Here is a 26,067-nt window from a genome sequence, read left to right on the forward strand (position 1 = left end):
AAAAGTCCCATGCCGCGCGCTCCGCGACCAAGGTCGGATTCCCGCGCCCCCATGCGCGCGCCTAGCCTTTCGCCATGTCTTGCCACCGCGCCCTGCTTCTCGCCGCACTCGTCGCCTGCCTGCCGTTCGCCCCGGCGCGGGCCGAAGCGCCCGCGCGGGAGGAGATCGAGGCGTTGATAGTGCCGCCCTATGCGCTGGGCGGAGAACTGGGCGAGGGGGTCTGGCGGCTTTCGAACTCGGGCGGCGCGGCGGCGGGCTACGCCTTCCGCACCGCACCTCTGGCGCCGCTGCCGGGGTTTTCCGGCGCGCCGATCGACATGCTGGTGACGCTCGACCCCTCCGGCGGCTTCATCGACGCGAAGCTCCTGACGCACAACGAGCCGATCTTCGTCTCCGGGCTGGGCGAGGCGCCGTTCCGGGCGTTTCTCGAACAGTATCGCGGGCTGTCGATCGACGACAACATGGTGGTCGGCACCCCCTACGCGGCGGGCGAGACCGGCTCGGCGCTGGTGCATCTCGACGGGGTGAGCAAGGCCACGGCCAGCGTGCGGATCGCGCATGAGACCATCCTCGCCGCCGCGCTCAAGGTGGCGCGCGAGCGGATGCGCGGCATCGACACCGCCCCGCCCGCCCGGCCCGACCTCGACCACGACGAGCCGCTGGACTGGGCGGCGCTGGCGGCGCAGGGGCTGGCGGCCCGCCTTGCCGTCACCAACGCCGAAGTGGATGCCCGCTTCGAAGGCACGATCTGGAGCCATGACGATCCGCAGGCCCGCGCCGAACCCGAGGCGATGTTCCTCGATCTGTGGCTGGTCGATCTCGGCCCGCCCGCCATCGCCCGCGCGGCGCTGGCGCCCGCCACGCTCGAGGAGCTTGACCGCCTGCGCGAAGTCGCCCCGCATGACGAGCCCCTGCTGCTGATCGAGGCCGGGCGGCACGGTCTGGTCGGGCCGGACTTCGTGCGCAACACCGCTCCCGAACTGGTCTCGGCCCGGCAGGGCGGTCTGCCGGTCGCGCTGCGCGACGCCGACATCTTCGTCGAGACCGCGCCCGGCGCGCCGGAGGGCACGGCGATGATCCTGCGCGCCGACCGGCGGCTGGGCTTCGACCCGGCGGCGGAGTGGGTGCTGGACGTGCGCGCCACCCGCGAACACGGCATGCTGATGCCCGAGATCGGCGCCACCGTGTTCGAGCTGCCGCATGTCACGCCCGAGCGGTTCTTCGAGCGACCCGAAGTTGTCACCCCGCAGACGCCGGCCATGGCGGCGCTGGCGGCGCGGGCCGGGGATCTCGGACTGCTGGCGGTGTTCCTCGCGGCGCTCCTCGCGGCCCTCGGGCCGGGTCTGCGCCGCGCCGCCGCGCCGGGGACGCTGACGCCGCTGCGGCTCGGGGCGCTGACGGTGACCACAGGTTTCGTGGGCTGGTGGGGACAGGGGCAGCTGTCGGTGGTCACGGTGCTGGGCGGGATCCGCACCGCGATCGAGGGGCGCAGCTTCGCCTTCCTGCTCTATGACCCGTTCGGCCTCGCGGTCTGGGGCGCCGCGATCCTCGGCTTCGTGCTGTGGGGCCGGGCGCTGTTCTGCGGCTGGCTGTGCCCCTTCGGCGCACTGCAGGAATTCGCCCATCACGCGGGCCGGCTGCTGCGCCTGCCGCAGATCCGGCCCTCGGCGGCTTGGGACGCGCGGCTCAAGCTTCTGAAATACTTGGCGCTGGCCGGGCTGGTGCTGATCGCCATTCTCGCGCCCGAGCATGTCGACACCGCCGCCGAGATCGAGCCGTTCAAGACCGCGATCACCACCTTCTTCGTCCGCGAATGGTACTATGTCGCCTATGCCGCCTTCTGGCTGCTGCTCGGGCTGGTGCTGTTCAAGGGGTTCTGCCGCTATCTCTGCCCGCTGGGCGCGGTGATGGCGATCGGCGGGCTCCTGCGCGGGCGCGATTGGATCGCCCGGCGCGAGGCCTGCGGCTCGCCCTGCCAGCTCTGCCGGGTCAAATGCGCCTATGGCGCCATCGAGAAGACCGGCGGAATCGACTATTCCGAATGCTTCGGCTGCCTCGACTGCGTGTCGATCCATGACGACCCGGCGCGCTGCGTGCCGCTGGTGCTCGACGCCCGCCGCCCCGGCCGCCCGCCGCCCCGTCCCGTCGCCGCCGAATGAGAACCGCCATGCAGACCCGTCGCCGTTTCCTCGCCATCGCCGCCGCCACCCTCGCCGCGCCGGGCGCGGTCCATGCCGAGGGCTGGCGCGGCACCGCGCTCGGCGCCGAGGCGGCGATCACGCTTTCGGGGCCGCGCCGGGAGGTCGAGGCCGCGCTGGCCGAGGCCCGGGCCACGCTGGAGCGGATGGAGGCGCTGTTCAGCCTGCATCGCCCGGACAGCGCGCTTTCCCGGCTCAACGCCACCGGCCGGCTCGACGCGCCGGCGCCCGAATTCATGGCGGTGATCGATCTGTGCGCGGCCGCCCATGCCGCCACCGGCGGGCGCTTCGATCCGACCGTGCAGCCGCTCTGGCGGGCGCTGGCCGAGCAGGGCGACGTTCCCGCCGCCGCCGCGCGCATAGGCTGGGGGCGCGTCGCGCGCGGCGCGGGCCTCCGGCTCGGGCCGGGGCAGGCGCTGACCTTCAACGGCATCGCCCAGGGCTATGCCAGCGACCGCGTGGCCGAGGGGCTGGCGACGCGCGGCTTCGAACGGGCGCTGGTCAATATCGGCGAGATGCGGGCGCTGGGCGGGCCATGGCGGATCGGCATCGAGGACCACGCGCGGGGTCTGCTGGGGCAGGCGACCCTCACCGGCGGCGCGATCGCGACCTCGAGTCCCGGCGCGCTGTTCCTGCCCGGCGGCGCGAGCCACATCCTCGATCCCAGAAGCGGCGGCGCGGTGCCGCCCGCCTGGTCGAGCGTCAGCGTCGAGGCCGACAGCGCTGCGCTGGCCGATGCACTGTCGACCGCCTTCTGTCTGATGGAGCGCGACGAGATCGCGGCGCTGCGCGTCGCGGGGCTGAGGCGCGTGCGGCTGGTCGATGCCACGGGCGATCTGACGACGCTCTAGCGCCTCACCATTCCGGCGCGGTCCAGCTCAGGCCGTGATCCTCGAAGATCGCCGCGATCCGGCCGTCGGCTACCGCCTCGGCGACGATGCCCTCGATCATGTAGCCGAGGTCGCGGTGGCTGTGATGCACCGCGAGGCCCAGCGCCCAGTCGGGCTTCATCAGCCCCGGGAAAGGTGGAACATGGACCAGCGCCCGGCCGAGTTCGGCCTCGAGCTGCGCGCGCGGCCCCATCACCGCCGTCACCTCGCCCATGGCCAGCGCCGCCATCGCGGCTTCGGTGGTCGGATAGCGCGAGATGTTCGGCCCCAGCTGCCCGCCCGCCATCGCCGAAAGGTAGAAATCCGAGATCGAGTCGTTCTCGACCCCGATCCGGTGCATCCGGAACATCGCCGGACCGGGGCCCTCGGTGCCGAACACGCCCGCATCATAGGCCACTGCCAGGGTCTCGACCCCGTAGAGGCCGGTGAACATCACCTGCTCGACCCGGCAGGTGAAGGCGCTGTCATAGGGGATGTGCAGCATGACGTTGGCGACCGATCCGCCGACCACCGGCCCCTTCCAGACCCAGTTGCGCAGATCGGCGGCCAGGTCCTCGCCCGCGGCAACCAGCCGGAAGCGCGCCTCGACTCCCATGCCTTCGGCGATCAGCCGGCCGATCTCCACGTCGATGCCGGTGGCCGCGCCGCCGGCCCGATCGGACCAGGGCGGGAAATCCTCGTAGACCGCGAATTCGATGAAGCCGCGATCGAGGATCTCGTCCAGGGTCTGCCCGACATAGTCGCGATCGGCGTTCTGGGGCCTGGGCTGCGGCACCCAGTCCTCGCAACGCGCGAAGGCCCCGCCCCCCGCGAAGGAGAGGGCGAGGCCGAGCGCCAGCGCAAGGCCCGCGCGGCGCGTCACTGCGCGGCCGACAGGCCCACGGTCAGCGTCTCCGCGGCCTTGTGGAAGCTTTCGGGCGTGCCGTCGATCTGGGCGCTCGCGCGGTAGGCGATCGAATCGGCGACCGGGGCCCCCGACAGCGTCTCGATCTCCTCGGCGATGCCGGACAGCTCGGCCTTGACCGCCTCGGCGTCGATCTCGCCACCCGTCGCGAGCGTGTCGCGCAGCGCCTTGAGTTCGGCGGATTTGGCGCTCACCGCGTCCTCGTCGGGGCGGGTCTCGAGATAGGTGCGGATCGCCCAGGCCGCCTTCTGGCCCAGAAGATCGCCGAAGGCGGGCATCCGGGTGACGCCGTTCTGGGTGAAGCCGTGGCGGAACCGCTCCATGTACCACTCGTCGCCGTATTCCTCGGCCTCGAGAAAGCGCAGGTCGGGGGCGAGGCCGCCGGACACCGCGCCGAGGCCGTGGCAGCGGGCGCAGTTCTGGTTGTAGCCCGAGGCGCCGATCTCGATCGCCTTGGCCCAGACCTCCTCGCCCTGGTCGCGATAGGGGTTCTCGGTCAGCCACTCCTCGCCGATATCGGGCAGGGCGTCGGTGTTCACCGCCTGGATGTCGAGCGGCAGGCCGGCGGCCTGGGCGATGGTCGCGGCGGCGGCGATCGCGCCGAGCGACGCCAGGATGCGTGTGGTACGGGGCATGGTCGGTCCTCCCTTGGTCCTGGGCCACAGGGATAGCCGGACCGGGCCGGGCCGCCTATGCGACCTTCGGCGGGGCGCGACCATGGTCGTATGGGGGCGGGCCGGGCGGCGCTGCTAGCCTGCTTGGCGGGAGGAAGGCAATGCTGCGACAGGCGACATCCATCGTGATGCTGGGACTTTGGGCCGGCGCTGCGCAGGCCGCTATCGAGGTGCCGGTGACCTGGCTTAGGCAGGAGGTGGCGCACCCGCCGGTGCTGTCGAACCTCGACGAGATCCCCCAGGACGAGGGCCGCGCGGGCGCCGAGCTCGGCCGCGACGACAACGCCACCACCGGGCGCTTCCTCGGTCATGACTACGCGCTCGAGACCGTCTCGGTGCCCGAGGGCGGCGACCTCGAGGCGGCGGCCCGCGCGGCGCTGGCGCGCGGTGGCCTGCTGATCCTAGACGCGCCCGAAGACGCCGTTCTGGCGGTGGCCGACATGGCTGAGGCGCAGGGCGCGCTGCTGTTCAACGCTGCCGCCCCCGGGGCGCGGCTGCGCGGCGCCGATTGCCGCGCCAACCTGATGCACACCATCCCCTCGACCGCGATGCGCACCGACGCGCTGGCGCAGTTCCTCGTTCAGCGCCGCTGGGACGATCTGGCGCTGATCGCCGGGCAGCGGCCCGAGGACATCGATTATGCCGAGGCGCTGCGAGGCTCGCTGGCGAAGTTCAGTCTGCAGCTGCGCGCCGAGCGCGACTGGCTCGATGATGCCGACATCCGCCGCAACGCCGGGCAGGAGGTGCCGGTCTTCACCCAAGCCCTGCCCGATCACGACGTGCTTCTGGTCGCCGACGAGGCCGGGGATTTCGCCCGCTACATCGCCTATAACGCCTGGACGCCGCGCCCGCTCGCGGGTTCGGAGGGGCTGCAGGCGGTGGCCTGGGCGCCGGTGGTCGAAGCCTGGGGCGCGGCGCAACTGCAATCGCGATTCGAGGAGTTGGCCGGCAGAACGATGCGGCCGCGCGACTACGCCGCCTGGGCGGCGATGCGCGCCATCGGTGAGGCGGTGACCCGCACCGGATCAGTCGACCCCGAAGTGCTGCGCGACTTTCTCCTCGGCCCCGATTTCGAGCTGGGCGGCTTTCTCGGCAGCCCGCTGTCGTTCCGGTCCTGGGACGGGCAGATGCGCCAGCCGATTCCGCTGGTGACCGAACGCGCAGTGGTCGCCACCGCGCCGCTTGAAGGTTTCCTGCACCCGGTGAGCGAGATGGACACGCTCGGCACCGACGCCCCCGAATCCCTCTGCGCCGCCTTCGAGGAGAGATCATGAGATACGCCGCCATCCTCGCGCTTCTCGCCACGCCCGCGTTCGCACAGGGCCAAGGCGAGATCTGGGTCACCAACGAGAAAGACGACACGCTGAGCGTGATCGACGTCGCCACGCTGGAAGTGGTGCGCACCATCCCCACCGGCGAGAGGCCACGGGGGCTGACCTTCAGCCATGACTTCTCACGGCTCTACATCTGCGCCTCCGACAGCGATGCGGTGCAGGTTATGGACCCCGAGACCGGCGAGATCCTGCACGACCTGCCCTCCGGCGAGGACCCCGAGCAGTTCGTGCTGCACCCCGACGACCGGCGACTCTACATCGCCAACGAGGACGACGCGATCACCACCGTGGTCGACACCGAGACACGGTCGGTGATCGCCCAGATCGACGTCGGCATCGAGCCCGAGGGCATGGCGGTGAGCCCCGACGGCCGAATCGCCATCACCACTTCTGAGACGACCAACATGGCCCATTGGATTGACACCGAGACCGAGGCGCTGTTCGCCAACACGCTGGTCGACGCCCGCCCGCGCCATGCCGAGTTCGTCAAGGACGGCACCGAGCTGTGGGTTTCTGCCGAGATCGGCGGCACCATCTCGGTGTTCGACGTGGCCAGTCAGGGCGAGATCGCCAAGATTGGCTTCGAGATCGCGGGCATCCACCCCGACCGCATCCAGCCCGTGGGCTTCGAGCTGACGGCGGACGAATCCATCGCCTTCGTGGCGCTGGGGCCGTCGAACCACGTGGCGGTGGTGAACGCGGAGACCTATCGGGTCGAGGACTACATCCTGGTCGGCCGCCGCGTCTGGCACATGGCCTTCAACGCCGACCGCTCGCTCCTCTTCACCACCAACGGTGTCTCCGGCGACGTGACCGTGATCGACGTCGCGAAACGCGAAGCCCTCAAGACCATCAAGGTCGGCCGCTTTCCCTGGGGCGCGGCCTTCCGTCCCGCCCAAGGAGACCCGGCATGATCAGACCTTTCGCCATCGCGCTCGCGCTCGTCGCCCCGCCCGCCCTGGCCGACGACCATGACGAGGCCGGCTTCGGCCCGGCGGGCGTGCTGTCCTCGGGCAACAAGCACGACCTGCCGCCGATCCTGCTCTCGGCGGGGATGCCGCTGGCCGAGGCGCCGCTGACGCTCAGATCCGGCAGCTACTACGAGATCGAGATCGAGGCCGACGGCAGCCAGGAGCTGGCGCTGACAGCGCCCGAGTTCTTCCGCGCGATCTGGATCGACGAAATCGTCATCGAGGGGCTGGAGATCCGCCCGCTCGGCCTAGACAGCGTCGAGTTCGACGAGGCGGGGGTGATGGAGATCGGCTTTCTGGCGATCAAGCCCGGCCGCTACGAAATCCAGGTACCCGGCGGCGGCGAGAGCCAGCGCCTCGCCGTGACCATCGAATGAGCGGGCTGGCGATTGAGGGGGTGAGCCACGATCACGGCGCGCGCCGCGCACTCGACGCCGTGTCGCTGCGGGTGGCGCCGGGGCAGTTCTGCGCGCTGCTGGGTCCCAATGGCGCTGGCAAGTCGACGCTGTTCTCGCTGCTGACCGGGCTTGCGGCGCTGCAAGCGGGGCGGATCGTGATCGCGGGGCACGACATCGCCCGCCGCCCACGCGCGGCGCTGACCCGGCTCGGGGTGGTGTTCCAGCAGGCTGCGCTCGATCCCGAGCTGCCGGTCATGGCCAATCTGCGCTACGCCGCCGCCCTGCACGGCATCGGCGGGCGCGAGGCGGGCCGCCGGATCGACGCAGCGCTGGCGCGGGTGTCAATGGCCGAGCGGGCGCGCGAGCGGGTGCGCGACCTCAACGGCGGCCACAGGCGCAGGGCCGAGATCGCCCGCGCGCTGTTACACGGGCCGTCGGTGCTGCTGCTCGACGAGCCTACGGTGGGCCTCGACGCGGCCAGCCGCGCGGCGATCACCGCCCATGTCCACGACCTAACCGGACAGGGCGGGTTGACGGTGCTCTGGGCCACGCATCTGGCCGACGAGGTGGCGCCCGGCGATCAGGTGGCAGTGATGCATCGCGGCCATATCCTGGCCTGTGCGGTGGCGCGCGACATCGCCCCCGAGGGCGATCTTGCGGCGCGGTTCCTAGCGATGACGGCGGAGCCGGCATGACCGACACGGCGCTCTCCACGGCCTCCGCCGCCCATGCGCCGTGTCCCCGGCGCCCCGCCCCCCGGGCCTGGGCGCTGGCGATGGGCTGGATCGTGCGCCGCGAGGCGCTGAGATTTCTGGGTCAGCGCGCACGGCTAGTCTCGGCGCTGGTGCGGCCGCTGGTCTGGCTTCTGGTCTTCGCTGCCGGCTTCCGCGCCGCGCTGGGGCTGTCGATCACCCCGCCCTACCAGACCTACATCACCTACGAGACCTACATCCTGCCGGGCCTGTGCGCGATGATCCTGCTTTTCAATGGCATGCAGTCCTCGCTGGGCTTGGTGCTCGACCGCGAGACTGGCACCATGCGGCTGCTGCTGACAGCGCCGCTGCCGCACTGGTGGCTCCTGACCTCCAAGCTGGTGGCCTCGACGCTAATCTCGGTACTGCAGGTCTATGCCTTTCTCGGCATCGCCGCCGCGCTGGGCCATGCCGATCCCGGATGGGGCTGGCTGCTGGCACTGCCGACGCTATTCCTGTCGGGGCTGATGCTCGGCGCGCTGGGGCTGGCGCTTTCGAGCACGGTGCGGCAGCTTGAGAACTTCGCCGGCGTGATGAACTTCGTGATCTTCCCGATGTTCTTCCTGTCCTCGGCGCTCTACCCGCTGTGGAAGATGGCCGAGGCCAGCGCGCTCCTGCGCGATATCTGCGCCGCCAACCCCTTTACCCACGCGGTCGAGGCGATCCGCTTCGCGCTGCACGGCCAGGCCAACTGGCCGGCAATGGGTTGGGTGGCGCTGGCGGGGGCCGTGTTCCTCGGGCTGGCGCTGGCGGGGTTCGAAGCCGGGCGCGGTCGCAGGCGGGCACGCTAAGGCACTCGACCAAAGTCGGGGCTGCGTGCCACTTCAGGACGGGACAGGCTGACATCATCCCGAAAGCTTTCTTTCCACCTGCTGCCGACCCCGCCGCCCGCGTCTCTCCTGCGGGCGGCGTTGGGCGTTGGCGTGGACCCTTCGACCGCTCGGCGCGGGCTACGACCTTGGCAGGGGGGCGGGGCTACGACCATCGTCCGATTTCCGCGCCCCCTGCCCCGCGGCGATCATGCAGGCGGCGCGAGGGGTTCTGACGGGGCCGCTGCCGCCGCCACATGGGAGGAGGACCCACATGAACCGCTTCATCGCCGCCGCCTGCGCCACGCTGATCGCAGGCACCGCCGCCCAAGCCGCACGGGCTCAGGTCACTGACGAGGACATCGCCAACGACGCCGCCACCGTAGAGGACGTGGTCACCAACGGCATGGGCCGCGGGCTGCAGCGCTACAGCCCGCTCGACACGCTCAACCGCGAGACGGTCGAATATCTCATCCCCGCCTGGGCCTTCAGCCTCGGCGGCGAGAAGCAGCGCGGCCAGGAGACCCAGCCGCTCGTGAAGGACGGGGTGATGTACATCACCGGCTCCTATTCGCGGCTCTATGCCATCGACGCCCGCACCGGGCAGGAGCTGTGGCAGTACGACGCCCGCCTGCCCGAAGGCATCCTGCCCTGCTGCGACGTGGTTAATCGTGGCGCGGCGCTCTGGGGCGACAAGGTCTATTTCGGCACGCTCGACGCGCGGCTGGTGGCGCTCGACGCCAAGACCGGCGACGTGGTCTGGAACAAGAAGATCGCCGACTACAAGGAAGGCTACAGCTACACCGCCGCGCCGCTGATCCATAACGGGCTGATCATCACCGGCAATTCGGGCGGCGAATTCGGCATCGTCGGCGAGGTGCAGGCCCGCGACGCCGAGACCGGCGAGCTGGTCTGGACCCGGCCGATGATCGAGGGCCACATGGGCACGCTCAACGGCGAGGAATCGACCATGACCGGGACGCTGAACGCGACTTGGCCGGGCGACATGTGGAAGCAGGGCGGCGGCGCCACCTGGCTCGGCGGCTCGTATGACGCCGAGACCGACACGCTGGTCTTCGGCGCCGGCAACCCCGCGCCCTGGAACAGCTGGCTGCGCAATGCGGGCGAGCCCGTCGAAGGCAACACCGGCGACAACCTCTACGCCGCCTCCCGCGTCGGCCTCGACCCGGCGACCGGCGAGATCAAGTGGCACTTCCAGACCACCCCGCGCGAGGGCTGGGATTTCGACGGCGTCAACGAGGTGGTGGGCTTCACCGACAAGGACGGCAACAAGCGCTACGGCACCGCCGACCGCAACGGCTTCTTCTACGTGCTCGACCGCGCCGATGGCGGCTATGTCGACGCCTTCCCCTTCGTGAAGGATATCACCTGGGCCGAGGGCATCGACGACACCGGCCGGCCGATCTTCGTCGAGGCCAACCGCCCCGGTCGCCCGGCCGAGCTGACCGGCGAGGCCAAGGGCGAGACGATTTTCGCCGCGCCGTCCTTCCTCGGCGGCAAGAACTGGATGCCGATGAGCTATTCGGAGAATACCGGCCTGTTCTACGTCCCCTCCAACGAATGGGGCATGGACATGTGGAACGAGCCGGTGACCTACAAGAAGGGCGCGGCCTACATGGGCGCGGGCTTCACCATCAAGCCGCTCTACGAGGACCATATCGGCAGCCTCAAGGCGATCGATCCCGCCACCGGCGAATGGGTGTGGGAGTTCAAAAACGAGGCCCCGCTCTGGGGGGGCGTGATGTCGACCAAGGGCGGTCTGGTGTTCACTGGCACCCCCGAGGGGCGGTTCATCGCCTTCGACGATGCCACCGGCGAGGAGCTGTGGAGCTTCCAGACCGGCTCGGGCGTGGTCGGCCAGCCAATCACCTGGGAGCAGGATGGCGAGCAGTACGTCTCGGTGATCTCGGGCTGGGGCGGCGCGGTGCCGCTGTGGGGCGGGGAGGTGGCCAAGAAGGTCAACTTCCTCAATCAAGGTGCGACGCTGTGGACCTTCAAGCTGCCCAAAGCATTGGCCGAGCTGGCCTCGACCCAGTAACCTGGCACTGCCTTGCCATTGCGACCGGCCGGCCCCCCGGCCGGTCGCATCCTTTCGAGATCTCGACCTCAGCTAGCTAACATCACGACATGATCACCGGCGCGCGCTTGAAGTCCGAGGCGGGCCGCGTATTCGACGTCCGGCCGCAACTTTTATTTCCAATCAATGTCAGGCGATCCGGCGTTTTGCGGCATGTAACCTACCTGAGCGCCCGCGACACTGCAGTGTTCCTATAGTTGCATCCGCACATCCCGATCGGCACAAGGACATGGCTCCCTGCTCCTTCCGCATGCCTTGGCAGACCAGCATCCTTGAGTCCCCGAGTGGGCAGGTCTGGCACAACCGGCCGCGCCATGGGGCATGTGATGGTCACGCTTGGCGCAAGGCCCGACGCCACATTGAGGCGTTGCCCCCGACCCTCGGTCATCTCGGGCACCGGCCAGGGCCGGCGCCGCAGCTGCAAGGCTCGACCGGCGCGCCGCGCTCTGTCGGCTGAGCGGCCCGGCGCTCTACGACCATTTGACGATACCGCCCCGCCCCGCCGCGCTGCTAGCCTGACCCGAGGGACCGGCCCCCGGCCCCGCGCCGCCGCCGGGCGCACCGGCGGAGCCTTTGAAGGGAGTGCTGCATGGCCTGGAAAGCCCCGAAGATCGTCGAAGTCGAAGCCGGCATGGAAATCAACATGTACGCCTGCGCCAAGCGCAAGTGACCGGCGGCCGCGCCCGCCGCGACGCCTGGGGGAGGAGGCTCGCATGCTGAGATTCATCACCCTGGGCTGCGCGGCGGGTGGCGGCTACCCGCAATGGAACTGCAACTGCGTCGGCTGCCGGGCCGCCCGCGCCGCGCCCGACACCCATGAGGGCCAGGCCGGGATCGCCGCTTCGGTCGATGGCGAGCACTGGTTCCTGATCAACGCCTCGCCCGACATCCGCGCCCAGATCAACGCCACGCCCGCCCTGCACCCGCGCGCGGGCCGGCTGCGCGACACGCCGATCGCCGGCGTCATCCTCACCAATGGCGAAATCGACGCCGTCACCGGCCTCCTGTCGCTGCGCGAGGGCTCGCCCTTCGCGATCCACGCCCATCCCCGCGTGTTGTCGGTGCTGGCCGAGAACCCGATCTTCGACGTGCTCGACCGCGCCCGCGTGCCGCGCCACGCCATCGCCCTCGACACCCCCTTCGAGCCCGCCCTGCCCGACGGCACCCCCTCGGGGCTGATCGTCGAGGCCTTCGAGGTGCCGGGCAAGCCCGCCTGGCATCTCGAGGGCCGGGCCGAGCCGACCGAGGAGCGCCCCGGCGACACGCTCGGCCTGCGGCTGCGCGCCGCCACAGGCGGGCCGGAGGCCTTCATCATCGCCGCCTGCGGCCGGGTCACCGAAGCCCTGCGCGATCGGCTGCGCGGCGCGGCGCTGGTGATGTTTGACGGCACGCTGTGGCATGATGACGAGCTGATCGACCAGGGGCTGGCCGCCAAGACCGGCCGCCGGATGGGCCATGTCTCGGTTTCCGGCCCCGAGGGCGCGATGGCCCGTCTGGAGGGTCTCGGCATCGCGCGAAAGCTGTTCGTCCACGTCAACAATTCCAATCCGATCCTGCGCCCCGGCACGCCCGAGCGCGCCGCGATCGAGGCCGCGGGCTGGCGCCTGCCCCGCGCCGGAGAGGAGATCGCGCCATGAACGCCCATCAGCCCCCTGCCCCGGATTTCGACACGACCTTCCATTTCACGGGCGAGCCGCTCGACGACGCCGAGGCGCTGGAGCGCCGGCTGCGCGCCATAGGCGCGGCCCGCTACCACGACCGTCACCCGTTCCATCACCTGTTGCATGACGGCAAGCTCACCCTCGGCCAGGTCCAGGCTTGGGCGCTGAACCGCTGGTATTACCAGTCCTCGATCCCGATCAAGGACGCGCTGGTGATCTCGCGCTTCCGCGACCGGGCGCTGCGCCGCGAATGGCGCCACCGGATCGAGGACCATGATGGCCGCGACAACGACGCCGGCGGCATCGACCGCTGGCTGCTCCTAACCACCGGCCTCGGCCTCGACCCCGACTACGTCACCTCGGCCCGCGGCGTGCTGCCCGCCACCCGCTTCGCGGTCGACGCCTATGTCAGTTTCGTCGCCACCCGCTCGCCGCTCGAGGCGATCGCCTCCTCGCTGACCGAGCTGTTCGCGCCGAACATCCACGAGCGGCGCATTTCCGGGATGCTGGAGAATTACGACTTCATCACCCCCGAGATCATGACCTATTTCAAGACCCGGCTCGGCCAGGCACCGCGCGACGCGGGCTTCGCGCTCGACTACGTCAGGACCCACGCCCGCACGCCCGAGAGCCGCGCGCTGGTCTGCGAGGCGCTGGTGTTCAAGACCGAGGTGCTCTGGGTTCAGCTCGACGCGCTCTACCACGCCTATGTCACCGGCCACCCGCCGCCCGGCGCCTTCGTTCCGGAGGACGCCCCGTGACCCCCGACAGCCGCCCCGCCCTGCCCCGCTTCGTCAAGCTGCGCTTCGACCGCGCCCGCGACACCTGGCTGCTGCTCGCGCCCGAGCGGATCCTGATCCCCGACGAGATCGCGGTCGAGGTGCTGAAGCTCTGCGACGGCGAGGCGACGCTCGCGGCCATCGCCGCCACCCTCGCCGCCCGCTACGACGCCCCCGAACCCGAGATCCTCTCCGACATCACCGACATGCTGGCCGACCTCGAGGCCAAGGGCTTCCTGCGCGACCGCGAGGCGGCATGACCGAGCTTTCCGCCCGCCTGCGCCCCGACCCGGCCCGCAGCCACGGCATCCCGATCGCCGTGCTGGCCGAGATCACCCATCGCTGCCCGCTGCAATGCCCCTATTGCTCCAACCCGGTCGAGCTCGAACGTGCCAGCGCCGAGCTCTCGACCGAGGAATGGCTGCGGGTGCTGGGCGAGATCGCCGATCTCGGCGTGCTGCAGCTGCATTTCTCGGGCGGTGAGCCGCTGGCCCGCCGCGACCTCGAAACCCTGGTCGCCCGCGCCGCCGCGCTCGACCTCTACACCAACCTGATCACCTCGGCCGTCACCCTGACCGAAGCCCGGCTTGACGCGCTGGCGCAGGCCGGTCTCGACCACGTGCAGATCTCGGTCCAGTCGGTCGAGGACGCGCTCGCCACCCGGATCGGCGGCCTGCGCGGCGCGCTCGAGCGCAAGCGCGCCGCCGCCGCATGGGTCCGCGCCCGCGACCTGCCGCTGACGCTCAACGCCGTGATGCACCGCCAGAACCTGCACGAGCTGCCCGAGATGATCGAGATGGCGCTCGATCTCGGCGCCGCCCGGCTCGAGGTCGCCAACGTCCAGTATTACGGCTGGGCGCTTAGGAACCGCGCCGCGCTGATGCCGACACCCGACCAGATAGACACCGCCTCGAAGGTGGTCGACGCGGCCCGCGCCCGGCTGCATGGCCGCCTCGTCATCGACTATGTCGAACCCGACTACTACGCCGCCCGGCCCAAGCCCTGCATGGGCGGCTGGGGGCGGCAGGTCTTCAACATCTCGCCCTCGGGCAAGGTGCTGCCCTGCCACGCCGCCGAAAGCATCGCCGGGCTGCGCTTCGACTCGGTGCGCGACCACCCGCTGGCCTGGATCTGGGATCATTCCGAAGCGATGAACCGCTATCGAGGCACGGCCTGGATGCCCGAACCCTGCCGCTCCTGCGCGCACAAGCATGACGACTGGGGCGGCTGCCGCTGCCAGGCGTCGGCGCTTCTGGGCGACGCCGGCGCGACCGACCCGGCCTGCGCCTTCTCGCCCCGCCATGCCGAGGTGTTCGAGGCGGCGCTGGCCTTTTCCGAGGGCTCCGACCGCTACACCTACCGCGACTTTTCTGGCGGCACGCCAGAGCCGGGCGGATGAGCGGCTTCGCCGGCCACGTCGATGTCGGCGACGGCCACCAGATATATGCCGAGCTGACCGGCCCCGCCGACGCGCCCGCCGCGCTGTTCCTGCATGGCGGGCCGGGCAGCGGCTGCCAGCCCGCCCACCGGGCGCTGTTCCCCAAGGCGACCCGGCTCCTGATGTTCGACCAGCGCGGCGCCGGGCGCTCGCGCCCGCATGGCGCGCGCCATGCCAACACCACCGCGCATCTGATCCGCGACATCGAGGCGCTGCGCGCCCGCTTCGCCATCGACCGCTGGCTGGTGGTCGGGGGCTCGTGGGGCGCGACGCTGGCGCTGGCCTATGCGCTGGCCCATGCCGAGCGGGTCTCAGGGATCGTGCTGCGGGCGGTGTTCCTCGGCACCCGCGCCGAGCTGGAGACCGCCTTCCTCGACACGCTGCCGCGCTTTCACCCGGCGCTCTTCGACGACTTCCTGGCGCTGCTCGACGCGCCCGAGCGCGCCGATCCGCTCGGCGCCTACTGGACCCGCATCCTCGACCCCGACCCGGCGATCCACCGCCCGGCGGCCCGCGCCTGGGCCGGGACCGAGCGCATCCTGTCGCGGATCACCCCCGCCGCGGCCCGGCTCGACCGCGATGCGCTCGCCGCCCCCGGCCCGCTGCCCGCCACCCCGTTCATGGAGGCGCATTACTTCCGCGCCGGCTGCTTCCTCGACGCGCCGCTCCTCGACCGCGCATCGGCGCTGCGCCCGGTCCCCGGCCACATCGTCCAGGGCCGCCATGACCTCCTCTGCCCGCCCGCGACCAGCCACGCGCTTGCCGCGCGATGGGGCGCGCCGGTGGAGGTGATCGAGGATGCCGGTCACGACATGGCCGATGGCGGCACCATCGCCGCCCTGCGCGCGGCGATCGCCGCGATGGCAGCGCGGTGAGCGGTTTCGCCGTCGCAGCCGAAGCGCATCTGCCCGAAATCAGCGCGCTGGCCCGGCTGCACCATCACCCGGGCGGCGGCGCGGCGCTGACCCTGCAGGGCGGCGATCTAAACGCACTGTCGCTCGGCATCCGCACGCCGCTACCCGACGACAGCGGCATCGCCCATGTGCTGGAGCATTGCGTGCTGCAGGGCTCGCGCCGCTTTCCGCTGCGCCGGGGCTTCGCCGCGCTGCTCGACGGCGCGCTGCACGGCCATCTCAACGCCGCCACCCTGCCCGGCCTGACCGTCTACGAGATCGCCTGCGCCCATGACCGCGAGTTCGACCGGCTGGCCGCGATCTGGCTCGACGCGGCATTCCACCCACTGCTGCACGCTGATGCCTTCGCCCGAGAGGGCTGGCGCCTCGCGCTCGACCCGCCGCGCCTGACCGGCGTGGTGCTGAACGAGATGCTCGGCCACCGCGCCACGCCGCGCGCCTTCGGCGACGCGATCCGCGCGGCGCTGTTTCCCGGCGCGGCGCAGGGCTTCGACCCCGGCGGCGACCCGGCCCGGCTGCCCGATCTCACCCTCGCGGCGATGCGCCGCTACCACGCCCGCCACTACCGCGCCGGCGGCGCGCTGGCGGTGATCGCCGGGCCGGAGCCCGAGGCGCGGCTGCCAATGCTGGCCCACGCCTTCGACACTGCGCCCGGGCCGGTGCCGGACGCGCCCGCCCCGCCCCGCCGCTGGCACGCGCCGCGCCGCCGGATCGCGGCGCGCGGCCCCGCCCCCGCCGCCATCGCCTGGTGGCTGCGCGGCGCGACCGGCGCCGAGGCCGCGCTCCTGGCCGAGACTCTGCTCGGCACCCCCGCCGCGCCGCTGCGGCGGGCGCTGACCGATGCGGGCTTTCAGGCCGAGCCGCTCCTTAACCCGATCGATCCCGAGACCGACCCGCCGGTGCTGCGCATCGCCCTGCCCGCCATCGCCCCCGACCGGGTCGCGGTCTTCGAGACCTGCCTGCTCGCCGCGATCGAGCGGCTGTCGCGCGGCCTCGACCCGGACGAGGTCCGGGCCGCGCGCGCCCGCCTTGCGCTGCGGCATGGTCTGGCCGAGGATCCCCGCCGCCCGGCCCCGCTGTTACGCGGGCTCGCGGCCCTGCGCGGCTGGCGCGACGGCGGCGACCCGATCGGGGCGCTGCGCCTCGGCGACGCCAGCGCCGACCCCGCCCGGCTCGCGGCGCTGGTCGCCACCGAACTGCGCGACAACCCGCACCGCGTCACCCTGACCCGAGAGGCCGCCACCCCGGACCTCGCCGCCCGCGCCCGGGCGATGGCCGCCGACCCGGTGATCCGCCGCCGCGCCCGCCGCCTCGCCGCGACCATGGACCGCCCCGAACGGCCCGGCGCGCGCGCCGCACTCGGCGCCCCCGCCCGCGCCGACTGGCCGCGCGACGCCCCCGAGCGCCCCGCCCGTCTCGTTCGCATCGGCCCGGCCGAGGCGCTGTCGATGCCGAGAGACAGCGGTCTGGTGCAGCTCGATCTCGGCTTCGACCTCGCGCAGCTGCCTGCCGCCGACCTGCCCCTTGCCGGTCTGCTGGCCGAGGCGCTGCGCCACGCCGCGCCCCCCGGCATCACCGCCGAGACCCGCGCCGCCCCGCGCCCGGATGGCGGCGTGGCCGCCCGGCTCTGGCTGCGCGGCACCGCGCCGGTGGCCGAGGCGCGCGAACTGGTCGCCGCACTGCTCGCGCGCGGCACCACCCCCCTGCCCGACCCGGCACCGCTGGCGGCGTCCCGCGCCGCCCGCCATCATGCGCACCTCACCGGGCAGGGCCACGAGGCCGCCGACCTGATGCTGCGCGCCCAGATGGGGGCCGCGGGCGCGACCGAGGCCGCGCTCACAGCCCCCGCCAGGGCCGACGCCGCCCGCCTCGCCGCGCTGCGCGACCGGCTGCTCGGCACGCGCCCCTTCTGCGCACTCTCCGGTCCCGCCGCGACGCTGGACGCACTGCACGACGCGCTGGCCCGAACCGTCGCCGAAGGCGCCCCGCCAAGCCCGGCACGGCCGGCGCCCCCCTGCTTAGGACCCGTCCGCCTCGCGCTGCCGGTCGCCGCGGCGACGGTGGCGCGCGGCCTCGATCTCGGCCCGCAGCCGGGCAGCGTGGCGGCGGCGGCGCAGCGCCTCGCTACTGGCTGGCTCTGGCCGCATGTCCGCGACCGGATCGGCGCCTATGGCGCGCAGGCCCGGCTCGACCCGGTGACCGGCCATCTGCGGCTGATCTCGATCCGCGACCCGGGCATTCAGGCCACGCTCGCGGTCTTTGCCGAGGCCCCTGACTGGCTCGACCGCGCCGAGGGGATCGAGCGCGGGATTGTCCCGGCTCTGGCTATGCTCGACCGGCCTCTGCTCTGGCGCGAGGAGCTCATAAGCCACGCTATGGCGCATCTGGCCGGCGACATCGCCGGCCCCCGCCGCCGGGCCGAGCTGATCGCGGCCGGCGCACGTGCCCTGCCAGACCTAGCGGCGGCGATGCGCGCCGCGGCCCATCAGCCGCATCTGGTGGTGATCGCGCCGGGTTGAGCCGCTATATCAGCGGCAATGGCCGATCGGGTTGTCTTGATCGGCTTACCGCGAATGACGCCCTGGAGCCCCATGGACCTCATCAGTCGCGCCACCGTGCAGCGCGCCACGTCGAAACCCTCCCGCTCCAGCTGGCGCCACACCTTGCGGACGCCGTAAACGCGGAAGTTGGCATCGAACACGCGTGCAATCTCGGGGCGCAGCTCTGCATCCCGCTTGGCACGCTCCGACCGCTGGGCCGGATCAGCCCGTTTCGCTACGTGGTCATAGTAGGTGGACGGGGCGATCGGCAGCACCTTGCAGATCGGCTCGACCCCGTGCTCTTTACGATGTTCGTCGATAAAGGCGACCATCATTTCGACCAGCGGTCGAGCTCCGCCTGCACAAAGTCGATCACGTCACGCCACCGGTTCGAGTGGCGTGATCGACGCTGAGGCCTTCCGCAGGATCTCGTTGGCTTGGCGCAACTCGCGGTTCTCCCGCTCCAGCGCCTTCATCTTCTCGGCGGCCTCAGCCGGTATGCCCGCTCGCTGGCCGCTGTCGATCTCTGCCCTGTTGATCCACTCGTTCAGCGTCTGCGGCGCGCAGCCAATCTTGGCCGAGATCGACAGGATGGCCGCCCAGCGGGACTCATGCTGCCCTTCGTTGCCCAGAACCATGCGAACCGCACGCTCGCGCACTTCAGGCGCATACTTGTTCGTCGTCTTGCTCATGCTCCACCTTACTCAGGAGTTGGAGCCTCCGACAAACCCGGGGCGGTTCAGTATTCCAAGATCGCCGGTAGCAACTTTTACTGCTGCATCTTGAGGCGAACCCCTTCGCCTGCCTCACTGGTAGTAGGCAGAAATTCGATACCAGCCTTTTCTAGGGCCTCCTTCACTGCAGTGACAATCCTAACGGAAGACCTTGTTGGGCCGAACTGTGGGTTCTCGATCCGTTGAATAGTGGGAAGGGATACTCCTGACAGCTCTGCCAGTTGTCGTTGATCCATATGCAGAAAGAGGCGGGCTGCTTTCACCTGCTCAATACTTATCACGTTCTAAACCTACTTTACTATGTTTCATACTTTACTTCACCCATCAGCACTCCTATGTATGAAACATAACGAAAGAGGTTCGCCAGTGCAAACACCGTAGCGCCTATGGGTGGCTTCGGGTGAGCCTCTGCGGCCTGCTGAAACTTAGGAGTTTGCCATGCTGACCCCTCTCCCCACTGCTGTTCCCCGCCTCCTCGATGTCGTCCTCGATTGCCGCCGCTATCCGGATGGCGACATGGCCTACGCCGCCTCCCTGCTCGACTCGCTGGATGCATCCGAGCTGGCGCAGCTGCGCCGGACCACGACCCTGTCGCATGTGGCCCGGGCACCGGCGTTCCGCTGCGTGTCCTGCAATGGCCCGCTGCTCGTACGGACCGACAGCGTCCGGTCGTGCCGTGAGCTGGGCGGCCGCCGCGCCCGGTTCTACCATGCCCGGAACAGCCGCGCCGTCGGCTGCCTGATTAATACCGAGGAAGGCATGACGCCTGATGCGATCAACGCCCGCCAGTTCGAAGGGCGCCAGGAGGGGGTGCGACACGAAGCGCTTAAAAAGGGATTGGTTGACGCCCTGTACAGGGACGTGGAGGTCATCTCTGTCGCAGCCGAGCAGCCCGTGATCGCCGATCGGCGGTTTCGCCGTCCCGACGTGCTGGCCATGCTGGCCTCCGGCGACCGCATCGCGTTCGAAGTTCAGCTCGCCTCGCCGCAGATGGCAACGATCGTCGGCAGGGCGCAGTTCTATGCAGACGCCCGCGTCGCCCTGCTGTGGGTCATGGACAAGACGCAGCTGGACGCCTCGCTGCCCCTGCAGGGCTTCCAAGACGTCTACTGGCCGCAGGGCGGGGCGGTTTTCGCCATCGACGACGAGGCTCTGGCCGAGAGCAAGTGCGCCGGCGCGCTGCGGCTGCACCAGGTGACGGTAACTCAGATCGACAACCGGCTGGAGTGGAGCAGCGAACTGGTCGGACTCGATGCCGTGCGAACATTCCTCGGTCTCGACGTGCCGGATCGGCACCCGAGCATCGCGGTGGATCCGCTGGCCCGCGTCATGCTCGATGCCTTGGCCCGGGGTGACAGCCGCGCTGCCGGTGCCGCGTTCACCCTCTTGGTGCAGAGCTGCGGTGCGGACTTAAGCTGGCACGACGCGCAGCAGGATGGGTTTGATCGCATCGTACCGGTGCTGGTCACGCTGCTCACCGGCCGCAAGGCGGCGCCCTCGGGCTATGCCAATGATGCGGCTGCGGCGATCCTGAACTCGGCCCTTGAGGCGCCGAGCCTGCGCGACTGGAGCCGGGTCGTCGCCGTGGTGGGCAACTCGACCGTCGAGGCGGCAGGTCGGATGGCGCGCCGGAGCACATGGAGCAAGGTCTCGCGGAATCTGCGAGTCATCGGCCGGGCTCCACAGCGCGCCGACGCCCTCGAGCAGCGTTGGCGCCCCGTCCTCCGGCGCCTGTTTCCCCAACTGCCAGACTGACACCGGTCGCAAGGATCTGCCTCCCCCGCAGAGAGGTGGCTGACCCTACACACTGACCGCCCACCCGATCTCTCCCCTCCGCAAACACCACTCCTGATGCCCCGCGGCATCGGGCCGACCCCCTGCATCCTCCACACATGACGAGGTCTTCCATGTCCCTGATGCCCTGCCCTGCCTCCAACGTCTGCACTGCCCCTATGACCCTGCTCAGCTCAGCTGATGTCGCCTCCCACCTCGACAGCCATTGCCATGCTACCGGCGGCGTGCTGCTCTTCGATTGGCTGATGGCGCGCAAAGCGGCCGAGGCGCATGCCGCTGCCCTTAAGACTGGCATCGTGCCGATAACGCCGCGCATCGTCAGTACCGGAAAACCATGGGAGCGTACGACGAAGCCGTCGAGGCGATCTTTGGCGGTCCGGTTAACCTTCCGGAGATCGAGGATCCCGGCCCGGCCCCGGTCGCGCCGCAGGAAGAGGTGCCGTTCGGCCCGCCCTGCCCCGCCGCCATCGGTCGCAGCCCGACAGAGGTCGCCGCGGCCGCCGCCTGCGGCATCGACCTCTACGCGGTCATGCAGACGCATAGGACGCAGGTGCCCCCGTATCCTCCCGCCGCACTCGAGGATCTGATCGACCTGCTGCCGCTCTGCGTAGCGTTGGCGCGAGAGAACCACATTGCGCAGTTGTTTGCGCCATCGGCCGTGACGATCATCGAGACCGACCACGGTCCTGCCAGTGTGAAAACGGAAACGGCCTTAAAGGAGCTGGTCCGGCTGATCCGCACGGCCCCAGAAGAACAAATCGCCCTGCTCGGCGCGGTGATGCACGCGAACCTGCCGACCGCGATCCCGTCTCTCGGATCGCTGATCTACGACAGCGGTGAAGTTCTGCGGCATCGCCGCACCAATCGACCACAGGACGCGCTGCCCGAGCTGCGCCGGCAGGAGCCACTGGTCGTTCTGGTCGAAAGCCGCAATCAACTCAGCCCGCAGCTGCAGGCGCTCGGTCTGCCCATCGTAGCGCTGCCTCCGCTCGACGCTGATCTGCTGCTGGCAATGCTGCGACGCTGGTGCAGCGCGACTGGCTACCTGCATGAGGCGGAGATCCGTAGGCGGCTGCCCACCCCCGCAGCGCTTGCGGCGACCTCTCCCGACGGGCTGGTCTATGCGCTACGCCAATCGACGACCCTCGCGGTCGCAGAGACGCTGGGGCGTCAGGCCGAGCGCATGCAGCGGGACCAGGGCGGCACCGGACCATGCCTGGGGGAACTGCACCTGCCGCAGGCCGTGCATGATCCGCTCGCCCAGCTCGCGGTAGACCTTGAGGCTTGGCGCATTGGCGATCTGCCGTGGACGGACATCGAGACCGGGTGGCTGATCTGGGGACCGCCCGGCACCGGCAAGACCATGCTCGCAGCAGCGTTGGCCCGGACCGCCGGTGTGCCGCTGGTTGCCGCCTCCTATGCGCAGTGGCAGGCGGCAGGGCACCTCGGGGAAATGCAGCGGGCAGCCCGGGAGACGTTCGAAGAGGCGCGGCGGATGCCGAACGGCTGCATCCTGTTCATCGACGAAGTCGACGCGATCGGCAATCGCAGTGCGGGAGGCAGCGATCGCGGCGCTGCTTACGAGAACAAGGTCGTCGCAACGATGCTGGAACTGATCGACGGCACGTCCGGCCGCGAAGGCGTAATCGTGCTCGGCGCTACCAACCTGCCCGAACTCGTCGATCCCGCCCTGCGCCGTCCGGGCCGACTCGGGCGCATCCTGGAACTGCCGCTGCCGCGCCCGGTCCAGATCGCGGGCATGCTGCGCCATCATCTGGGTCGCGATCTGTCCGGCCTCGACCTGATGCCGCTCGCCCGACAGGCGGCGGGGCTTTCGGCAGCCGACATCGCCGCGCTCATCCGGCAGGCCCGGGCCACGGCGCGGGCGGCCCGACGAGCGATCGATGGCATGGATCTGCAGCGCGCGCTCGACGGTCTGCGGCCGCGGGGCTGTGCGGCGCATCGTGAGCGCATCGCGATCCAAGAGGCGGGACATGCGCTAGCGCACCATCTGCTTGGGATCACTCGCCCCATGGCGATGCGGCTGACGCTCACTGGCGGCATGGTCGAGGTCGAGACGCTGGTCGAGCCGCAGACGCTGGCTCAGTTCGAGGTGCGACTGCAGACGCTGCTCGCCGGACGCGCCGCCGAGCGGCTGCTGCTCGGTAACGTTTCGGCAGGCGCGGGTGGCGGAGAGGGCAGCGACCTGGCCATGGCCACGGAGACCGCGCTCCGGATCGAAACCGTGTTCGGCCTAGGCGGCCAAGGACCGCTCTGGATCCCGGGATCGGCTCAGCATCTCACCCTCGACCGCGCCCTCGCAGCTCGGGTCCGGGAGCGGCTGGAGGCGGCCGAGACAGCGGCAGGCCACCTGCTCAAACTGCATCTCGAAACGCTGCAGAGGCTCGCCCATCGGTTGTTGGTCGAGGAGGAGATCGAGGGCGAGGCGTTGCTAGCGCTGCTCGGAGAGCCTGTCGAACTAAGGCCCTGACGTTCGGCTTTTTGCGGAAAACTTATATGGCCTGGGCGTTTCGTCCGGGCCTTTTCTCTTTGTAGATGGCTGCCCGCCGTACGAGTGGCAGCCTTCGGCAGGGCGGCGGATGCCCCAACCATCGGCCGGGGTGTTTCCATAGTAGAAGACAGTGCCCTGAGTGTTTCCCACGACTGGACAGGGCCCACTCCCTAGGTCCTTATAACCCCCCGCCGACGGACCAGGCGGAGAAAATCTCGGCATCAAGATTGAAATACGATGCCAAGGAAACTGGGCGCCCTGTCGCTCCGATCCGGGGGGACGTTCGGTCGCGGCAAGCTGCCAAGACGATTCAGGTGCCGTCGCTCCGATCCAAAGGGCGTCGAACGGAATCCGACAATCCACAGGTTTCGCGTGTCGCATGGCCGATACCCTCTCCTGCACGCAGAGGGCGACCTCTATGATGCAGACTATATCGATGAGCCCAGTGGGCGATCGACGGTGGAGGGCAGGAGGTGAGCCATGGCTGACGAAACAAGTGCGAACGTTACGACAGGGTCAGATGACACCAAGCAGGACGTAATCTCGTCCATCGTGTTCGAGGATCGCGACAATACTTGGGTGCCGCCGGGCGTCCTGCCGATCCTACCGGACGTCGGTCCGGACAGTGGGAAGAAAGAAGAAACGATCAAGGTTCGAGTATCGGCGAGGCGTCATCGGGCCATGACCGAGCGCGCGACAGCGGCCGGTTCAAGTCTCTCGACCTACCTCGTGAACTGCGAGGCGGCGATGAGCATGCCTCGGCACGATGACCTCGAAGTGCTTCTCGGGCGCATTCTCGCGCTCGCCAGCGATTTGCACCACCGCCCCGATGATCGCCCCCTCTCCCGCCGCAAGACAATCGACCTCGCCCATCGGCTCGACGTCACCATGCAGGCGGTCATCGACCATGTGAGGCAATCCGATGCGAGCACATAACAGGGAGGTGGAGGATGCCCGGCAACTGACAGGCTATATGTACAAATCGGGAACCAAGCCTCTAGGTGGATCACTCTACTGGCGCGGCCGCGATGACTTGACCGAGCGCCTCGTCCGGTTAGGAGGCGATCGACCGTTCCTGCACATCACCCTCTCGCTGCCCGAGGGGACACGTGCGGCTGACAGCGTCGCATTGCGAATGATCGCAACCGAGCTGTCGCATCGTGGGATCGACCCGCATGCCATCCCGTGGGCAGCCGTTCGCCATACCGACCGGACCTGCGACCACTTCCATGTCGCCGTCGCGCAGGTCACGTTTCTCGGTCGACCGATCAACCTTAACCTGACGTACGCACAGTCGAATGCGAACGATCGCAAGCTGCGCGAAGCCTTCGGGCAGCCGCTCTTGCCAGAGTTTGACCCCGCAGCACCGCCCCGGCTCGTGCCGCACGTCCCGAAGCGACGCCAACGGGGGCCCGCGGCAGCGCGGCTCGTTGCCGTCCTGTCGGACCTATTCCGCCGACTGGTGCCTGACTCCCACCAAGCATTGATTGCCGGTCTGTCGGAGGCGGGCTACGATGCCAAGCTGAGCTCCAATTACCATCAGGTAATGTCATTCGAGGTCGATGGCCATGGCTTCGAGGGTCGGCTCGGCTTGCTCGGAGAGGCCTACTATCCCCGACAGCTCGAGCGGCGGTATCGGTTGGTAAAGCGTTTCCGTCTTTTGAGCAGCCTGCTCGACCTGCGCGACGCCATGCGGCAGCTGGCCCAATACGACGCATCCCTTCCTCCAGAGAAAAGGCTCTCCCATGTCGAAGAACGACATCCCGCCCTCCCCGATCGAACCGCTGAAGCACGACAGCCTCATGCTGCAGAAGATGACCACGATAGATGGCAAGCTCGACGAACTGATGCCGCTGCTCGATCTGCTGGAGACGGAAACCGACCCGAGTGGACACGGGATGCTGATTCGCGTCCATACGGTCCTGCGGGACGTACAGGAAGAGTTGCGGGTGATCCGGACAGACCGCGACGAACTGAAGGCCAGCATGGAAGCGCAGAAAGAAGAGCTCCACCAAGTGGCACAGGCCATGCGGGAAGTGGCCAAACTCTTGGGAGCCAAGATCAGCATCTGACCTTAGCCGAACGACTTCGACAACTCGCTCCAGTCATCCGGACGATGAAAGGTCAGCTGGTACGGGTCGAGCATCAGCCCGACGGAAGAATATTCGCTGTAATTCAGCTGCCCGGACAGGATGGCGTCGTCAAACTTGAAAGGCGCCTACTTGGAAAGCGGCTCGACGCGCCTCGTATTGAAGGGGGCCTAGAGACAGTCGAACAGCAAGATGGAGCACCGATCGGGAACGCTTTTCCGTAAGCGGAACCTCCCGATCCCGACATCGATTTCCCGACATAAATCTAGTATCAGCCCGCATGACGCTAACGAGGCACTTATGCGCCGCGTCTCTTGAACCGTCCTACGGGCAAATCGCGTAAATGACCGAACTCAGTCGCGGCCATCGAGCTTCATTTCTTACACACCTTCGAGCGCCACGGCGATGCCCTGATGAGGCGCCGCCACTTAAAGCTGGGCCATATCAGCCCGATGGAGTTCGAGGCCCGCGCGATGTTACCTTAACTTGCTGCCCACGGGACCGGCAGCAGCACACGTCACTAAACTCGAACGACGTATGCAGACGCTTGTAAAAGCTTTCTTGCCTGCAGCCGCTC

The 26,067-nt window shown here is 69.6% G+C and carries 23 protein-coding genes, 2 pseudogenes and 1 other annotated feature; of the genes and pseudogenes, 20 read left to right on the forward strand and 5 right to left on the reverse strand.

Translation table 11 applies throughout. The features are described 5' to 3' along the window. Positions 1 to 74: 74 nt before the first annotated feature. Both ACRAQ3_RS11845 and ACRAQ3_RS11850 read left to right on the forward strand, forming a co-directional pair. Positions 75 to 2,159 (forward strand): 4Fe-4S binding protein, encoded by a 2,085-nt coding sequence (locus ACRAQ3_RS11845; protein WP_432254754.1) that lies wholly within the window; start codon positions 75 to 77, stop codon positions 2,157 to 2,159. A gap of 8 nt (positions 2,160 to 2,167) precedes the next feature. Next, positions 2,168 to 3,049, forward strand: a complete 882-nt coding sequence (locus ACRAQ3_RS11850; protein WP_432254755.1) for an FAD:protein FMN transferase — start codon at positions 2,168 to 2,170, stop codon at positions 3,047 to 3,049. Positions 3,050 to 3,053: 4 nt separating this feature from the next. Here the strand turns inward: ACRAQ3_RS11850 and ACRAQ3_RS11855 are convergent, their stop codons facing one another. Then, entirely contained in the window at positions 3,054 to 3,950 is an 897-nt protein-coding gene (locus ACRAQ3_RS11855; protein ID WP_432254756.1) for a substrate-binding periplasmic protein, read from the reverse strand. Next, a complete protein-coding gene (pedF, locus tag ACRAQ3_RS11860; protein ID WP_269398680.1) occupies positions 3,947 to 4,627 on the reverse strand; it encodes a cytochrome c-550 PedF in 681 nt (226 codons plus the stop codon). Before pedF ends, ACRAQ3_RS11855 begins: the two co-directional genes overlap by 4 nt. 140 nt (positions 4,628 to 4,767) lie before the next feature. On the opposite strand from pedF, the gene ACRAQ3_RS11865 reads away from it, so the two are divergent. From ACRAQ3_RS11865 to ACRAQ3_RS11925, 13 genes are all read left to right on the forward strand, one after another. Continuing rightward, positions 4,768 to 5,940 (forward strand): ABC transporter substrate-binding protein, encoded by a 1,173-nt coding sequence (locus ACRAQ3_RS11865; RefSeq protein ID WP_432254757.1) that lies wholly within the window; start codon positions 4,768 to 4,770, stop codon positions 5,938 to 5,940. Then, entirely contained in the window at positions 5,937 to 6,914 is a 978-nt protein-coding gene (locus ACRAQ3_RS11870; protein ID WP_099278438.1) for a YVTN family beta-propeller repeat protein, read from the forward strand. Before ACRAQ3_RS11865 ends, ACRAQ3_RS11870 begins: the two co-directional genes overlap by 4 nt. Beyond that, on the forward strand, positions 6,911 to 7,348 hold the full coding sequence (locus ACRAQ3_RS11875; protein WP_432254758.1) for a hypothetical protein: 438 nt from the start codon (positions 6,911 to 6,913) through the stop codon (positions 7,346 to 7,348). Before ACRAQ3_RS11870 ends, ACRAQ3_RS11875 begins: the two co-directional genes overlap by 4 nt. Then, on the forward strand, positions 7,345 to 8,064 hold the full coding sequence (locus ACRAQ3_RS11880; protein ID WP_432254759.1) for an ABC transporter ATP-binding protein: 720 nt from the start codon (positions 7,345 to 7,347) through the stop codon (positions 8,062 to 8,064). Before ACRAQ3_RS11875 ends, ACRAQ3_RS11880 begins: the two co-directional genes overlap by 4 nt. An 80-nt stretch (positions 8,065 to 8,144) precedes the next feature. After that, on the forward strand, positions 8,145 to 8,912 hold the full coding sequence (locus ACRAQ3_RS11885) for an ABC transporter permease (RefSeq protein WP_432256286.1): 768 nt from the start codon (positions 8,145 to 8,147) through the stop codon (positions 8,910 to 8,912). A gap of 292 nt (positions 8,913 to 9,204) precedes the next feature. After that, positions 9,205 to 10,989, forward strand: a complete 1,785-nt coding sequence (locus ACRAQ3_RS11890) for a PQQ-dependent methanol/ethanol family dehydrogenase (RefSeq protein WP_269398678.1) — start codon at positions 9,205 to 9,207, stop codon at positions 10,987 to 10,989. A gap of 628 nt (positions 10,990 to 11,617) precedes the next feature. Further along, on the forward strand, positions 11,618 to 11,698 hold the full coding sequence (gene pqqA, locus ACRAQ3_RS11895; protein ID WP_099278443.1) for a pyrroloquinoline quinone precursor peptide PqqA: 81 nt from the start codon (positions 11,618 to 11,620) through the stop codon (positions 11,696 to 11,698). 43 nt (positions 11,699 to 11,741) lie between these two features. Further along, a complete protein-coding gene (gene pqqB / locus ACRAQ3_RS11900; protein WP_432254760.1) occupies positions 11,742 to 12,665 on the forward strand; it encodes a pyrroloquinoline quinone biosynthesis protein PqqB in 924 nt (307 codons plus the stop codon). Then, positions 12,662 to 13,450, forward strand: coding sequence for a pyrroloquinoline-quinone synthase PqqC (gene pqqC / locus ACRAQ3_RS11905; RefSeq protein ID WP_099278445.1), 789 nt, complete (start codon positions 12,662 to 12,664; stop codon positions 13,448 to 13,450). The genes pqqB and pqqC overlap by 4 nt, the downstream gene beginning before the upstream one ends. Next, entirely contained in the window at positions 13,447 to 13,728 is a 282-nt protein-coding gene (gene pqqD / locus ACRAQ3_RS11910; RefSeq protein WP_099278446.1) for a pyrroloquinoline quinone biosynthesis peptide chaperone PqqD, read from the forward strand. The genes pqqC and pqqD overlap by 4 nt, the downstream gene beginning before the upstream one ends. Next, the gene (gene pqqE, locus ACRAQ3_RS11915; protein WP_432254761.1) at positions 13,725 to 14,867 is read left to right on the forward strand and encodes a pyrroloquinoline quinone biosynthesis protein PqqE; all 1,143 of its coding nucleotides are present in this window, start codon (positions 13,725 to 13,727) and stop codon (positions 14,865 to 14,867) included. The genes pqqD and pqqE overlap by 4 nt, the downstream gene beginning before the upstream one ends. Continuing rightward, positions 14,864 to 15,781 carry an alpha/beta fold hydrolase gene (locus ACRAQ3_RS11920; protein WP_099278448.1) on the forward strand — a complete coding sequence of 306 codons (918 nt, stop codon included), beginning with the start codon at positions 14,864 to 14,866 and terminating at the stop codon, positions 15,779 to 15,781. The genes pqqE and ACRAQ3_RS11920 overlap by 4 nt, the downstream gene beginning before the upstream one ends. Next, complete coding sequence (locus ACRAQ3_RS11925) at positions 15,778 to 18,339, forward strand: insulinase family protein (protein WP_432254762.1); 2,562 nt, start codon at positions 15,778 to 15,780, stop codon at positions 18,337 to 18,339. Before ACRAQ3_RS11920 ends, ACRAQ3_RS11925 begins: the two co-directional genes overlap by 4 nt. A 23-nt stretch (positions 18,340 to 18,362) precedes the next feature. Here the strand turns inward: ACRAQ3_RS11925 and ACRAQ3_RS11930 are convergent. Together ACRAQ3_RS11930 and ACRAQ3_RS11935 are read right to left on the reverse strand one after the other, a co-directional pair. Then, positions 18,363 to 19,052: pseudogene (locus ACRAQ3_RS11930) on the reverse strand (IS3 family transposase); the annotation flags it as partial. After that, positions 18,618 to 18,731: a sequence feature (AL1L pseudoknot), on the reverse strand. Its footprint overlaps the pseudogene before it by 114 nt. Before the next feature lie 77 nt (positions 19,053 to 19,129). Then, positions 19,130 to 19,375: a helix-turn-helix domain-containing protein gene (locus tag ACRAQ3_RS11935; protein ID WP_099278406.1), complete on the reverse strand. Its 246-nt coding sequence runs from the start codon at positions 19,373 to 19,375 to the stop codon at positions 19,130 to 19,132. Between the two features lie 157 nt (positions 19,376 to 19,532). Between ACRAQ3_RS11935 and ACRAQ3_RS11940 the strand changes: the two genes are divergently transcribed. From ACRAQ3_RS11940 to ACRAQ3_RS11955, 4 genes and pseudogenes are all read left to right on the forward strand, one after another. Then, the gene (locus ACRAQ3_RS11940; RefSeq protein ID WP_432254763.1) at positions 19,533 to 20,849 is read left to right on the forward strand and encodes a DUF6035 family protein; all 1,317 of its coding nucleotides are present in this window, start codon (positions 19,533 to 19,535) and stop codon (positions 20,847 to 20,849) included. Positions 20,850 to 21,222: 373 nt separating this feature from the next. Then, positions 21,223 to 23,379, forward strand: a complete 2,157-nt coding sequence (locus tag ACRAQ3_RS11945) for an AAA family ATPase (RefSeq protein ID WP_432254764.1) — start codon at positions 21,223 to 21,225, stop codon at positions 23,377 to 23,379. A 501-nt stretch (positions 23,380 to 23,880) separates the two neighbouring features. Beyond that, positions 23,881 to 24,336, forward strand: a complete 456-nt coding sequence (locus ACRAQ3_RS11950) for a hypothetical protein (protein ID WP_432254765.1) — start codon at positions 23,881 to 23,883, stop codon at positions 24,334 to 24,336. 37 nt (positions 24,337 to 24,373) lie between these two features. After that, positions 24,374 to 24,715, forward strand: a pseudogene (locus tag ACRAQ3_RS11955) (relaxase/mobilization nuclease domain-containing protein); the annotation flags it as partial. Positions 24,716 to 24,949: 234 nt separating this feature from the next. Here ACRAQ3_RS11955 and ACRAQ3_RS11960 read toward each other — a convergent pair. Next, positions 24,950 to 25,162 (reverse strand): hypothetical protein, encoded by a 213-nt coding sequence (locus ACRAQ3_RS11960; protein ID WP_099278410.1) that lies wholly within the window; start codon positions 25,160 to 25,162, stop codon positions 24,950 to 24,952. Between ACRAQ3_RS11960 and ACRAQ3_RS11965 the strand changes: the two genes are divergently transcribed. Continuing rightward, positions 25,146 to 25,472, forward strand: a complete 327-nt coding sequence (locus tag ACRAQ3_RS11965) for a hypothetical protein (RefSeq protein WP_432256311.1) — start codon at positions 25,146 to 25,148, stop codon at positions 25,470 to 25,472. The genes ACRAQ3_RS11960 and ACRAQ3_RS11965 overlap by 17 nt on opposite strands. The last annotated feature ends 595 nt before the right edge of the window (positions 25,473 to 26,067 follow it).

This window comes from Limimaricola sp. AA108-03 (assembly GCF_050847355.1).
GTDB lineage: Bacteria > Pseudomonadota > Alphaproteobacteria > Rhodobacterales > Rhodobacteraceae > Limimaricola.

Coding starts and splice junctions, on each gene's coding strand:
- ACRAQ3_RS11845 (WP_432254754.1), top strand. CDS start 75: ATGTCTTGCCACCGCGCCCTGCTTCTCGCCGCACTCGTCGCCTGCCTG.
- ACRAQ3_RS11850 (WP_432254755.1), top strand. CDS start 2,168: ATGCAGACCCGTCGCCGTTTCCTCGCCATCGCCGCCGCCACCCTCGCC.
- pedF (WP_269398680.1), bottom strand. CDS start 4,627: ATGCCCCGTACCACACGCATCCTGGCGTCGCTCGGCGCGATCGCCGCC.
- ACRAQ3_RS11865 (WP_432254757.1), top strand. CDS start 4,768: ATGCTGCGACAGGCGACATCCATCGTGATGCTGGGACTTTGGGCCGGC.
- ACRAQ3_RS11870 (WP_099278438.1), top strand. CDS start 5,937: ATGAGATACGCCGCCATCCTCGCGCTTCTCGCCACGCCCGCGTTCGCA.
- ACRAQ3_RS11875 (WP_432254758.1), top strand. CDS start 6,911: ATGATCAGACCTTTCGCCATCGCGCTCGCGCTCGTCGCCCCGCCCGCC.
- ACRAQ3_RS11880 (WP_432254759.1), top strand. CDS start 7,345: ATGAGCGGGCTGGCGATTGAGGGGGTGAGCCACGATCACGGCGCGCGC.
- ACRAQ3_RS11885 (WP_432256286.1), top strand. CDS start 8,145: ATGGGCTGGATCGTGCGCCGCGAGGCGCTGAGATTTCTGGGTCAGCGC.
- ACRAQ3_RS11890 (WP_269398678.1), top strand. CDS start 9,205: ATGAACCGCTTCATCGCCGCCGCCTGCGCCACGCTGATCGCAGGCACC.
- pqqA (WP_099278443.1), top strand. CDS start 11,618: ATGGCCTGGAAAGCCCCGAAGATCGTCGAAGTCGAAGCCGGCATGGAA.
- pqqB (WP_432254760.1), top strand. CDS start 11,742: ATGCTGAGATTCATCACCCTGGGCTGCGCGGCGGGTGGCGGCTACCCG.
- pqqC (WP_099278445.1), top strand. CDS start 12,662: ATGAACGCCCATCAGCCCCCTGCCCCGGATTTCGACACGACCTTCCAT.
- pqqE (WP_432254761.1), top strand. CDS start 13,725: ATGACCGAGCTTTCCGCCCGCCTGCGCCCCGACCCGGCCCGCAGCCAC.
- ACRAQ3_RS11920 (WP_099278448.1), top strand. CDS start 14,864: ATGAGCGGCTTCGCCGGCCACGTCGATGTCGGCGACGGCCACCAGATA.
- ACRAQ3_RS11940 (WP_432254763.1), top strand. CDS start 19,533: ATGCTGACCCCTCTCCCCACTGCTGTTCCCCGCCTCCTCGATGTCGTC.
- ACRAQ3_RS11945 (WP_432254764.1), top strand. CDS start 21,223: ATGGGAGCGTACGACGAAGCCGTCGAGGCGATCTTTGGCGGTCCGGTT.
- ACRAQ3_RS11950 (WP_432254765.1), top strand. CDS start 23,881: ATGGCTGACGAAACAAGTGCGAACGTTACGACAGGGTCAGATGACACC.
- ACRAQ3_RS11965 (WP_432256311.1), top strand. CDS start 25,146: ATGTCGAAGAACGACATCCCGCCCTCCCCGATCGAACCGCTGAAGCAC.
- ACRAQ3_RS11960 (WP_099278410.1), bottom strand. CDS start 25,162: ATGTCGTTCTTCGACATGGGAGAGCCTTTTCTCTGGAGGAAGGGATGC.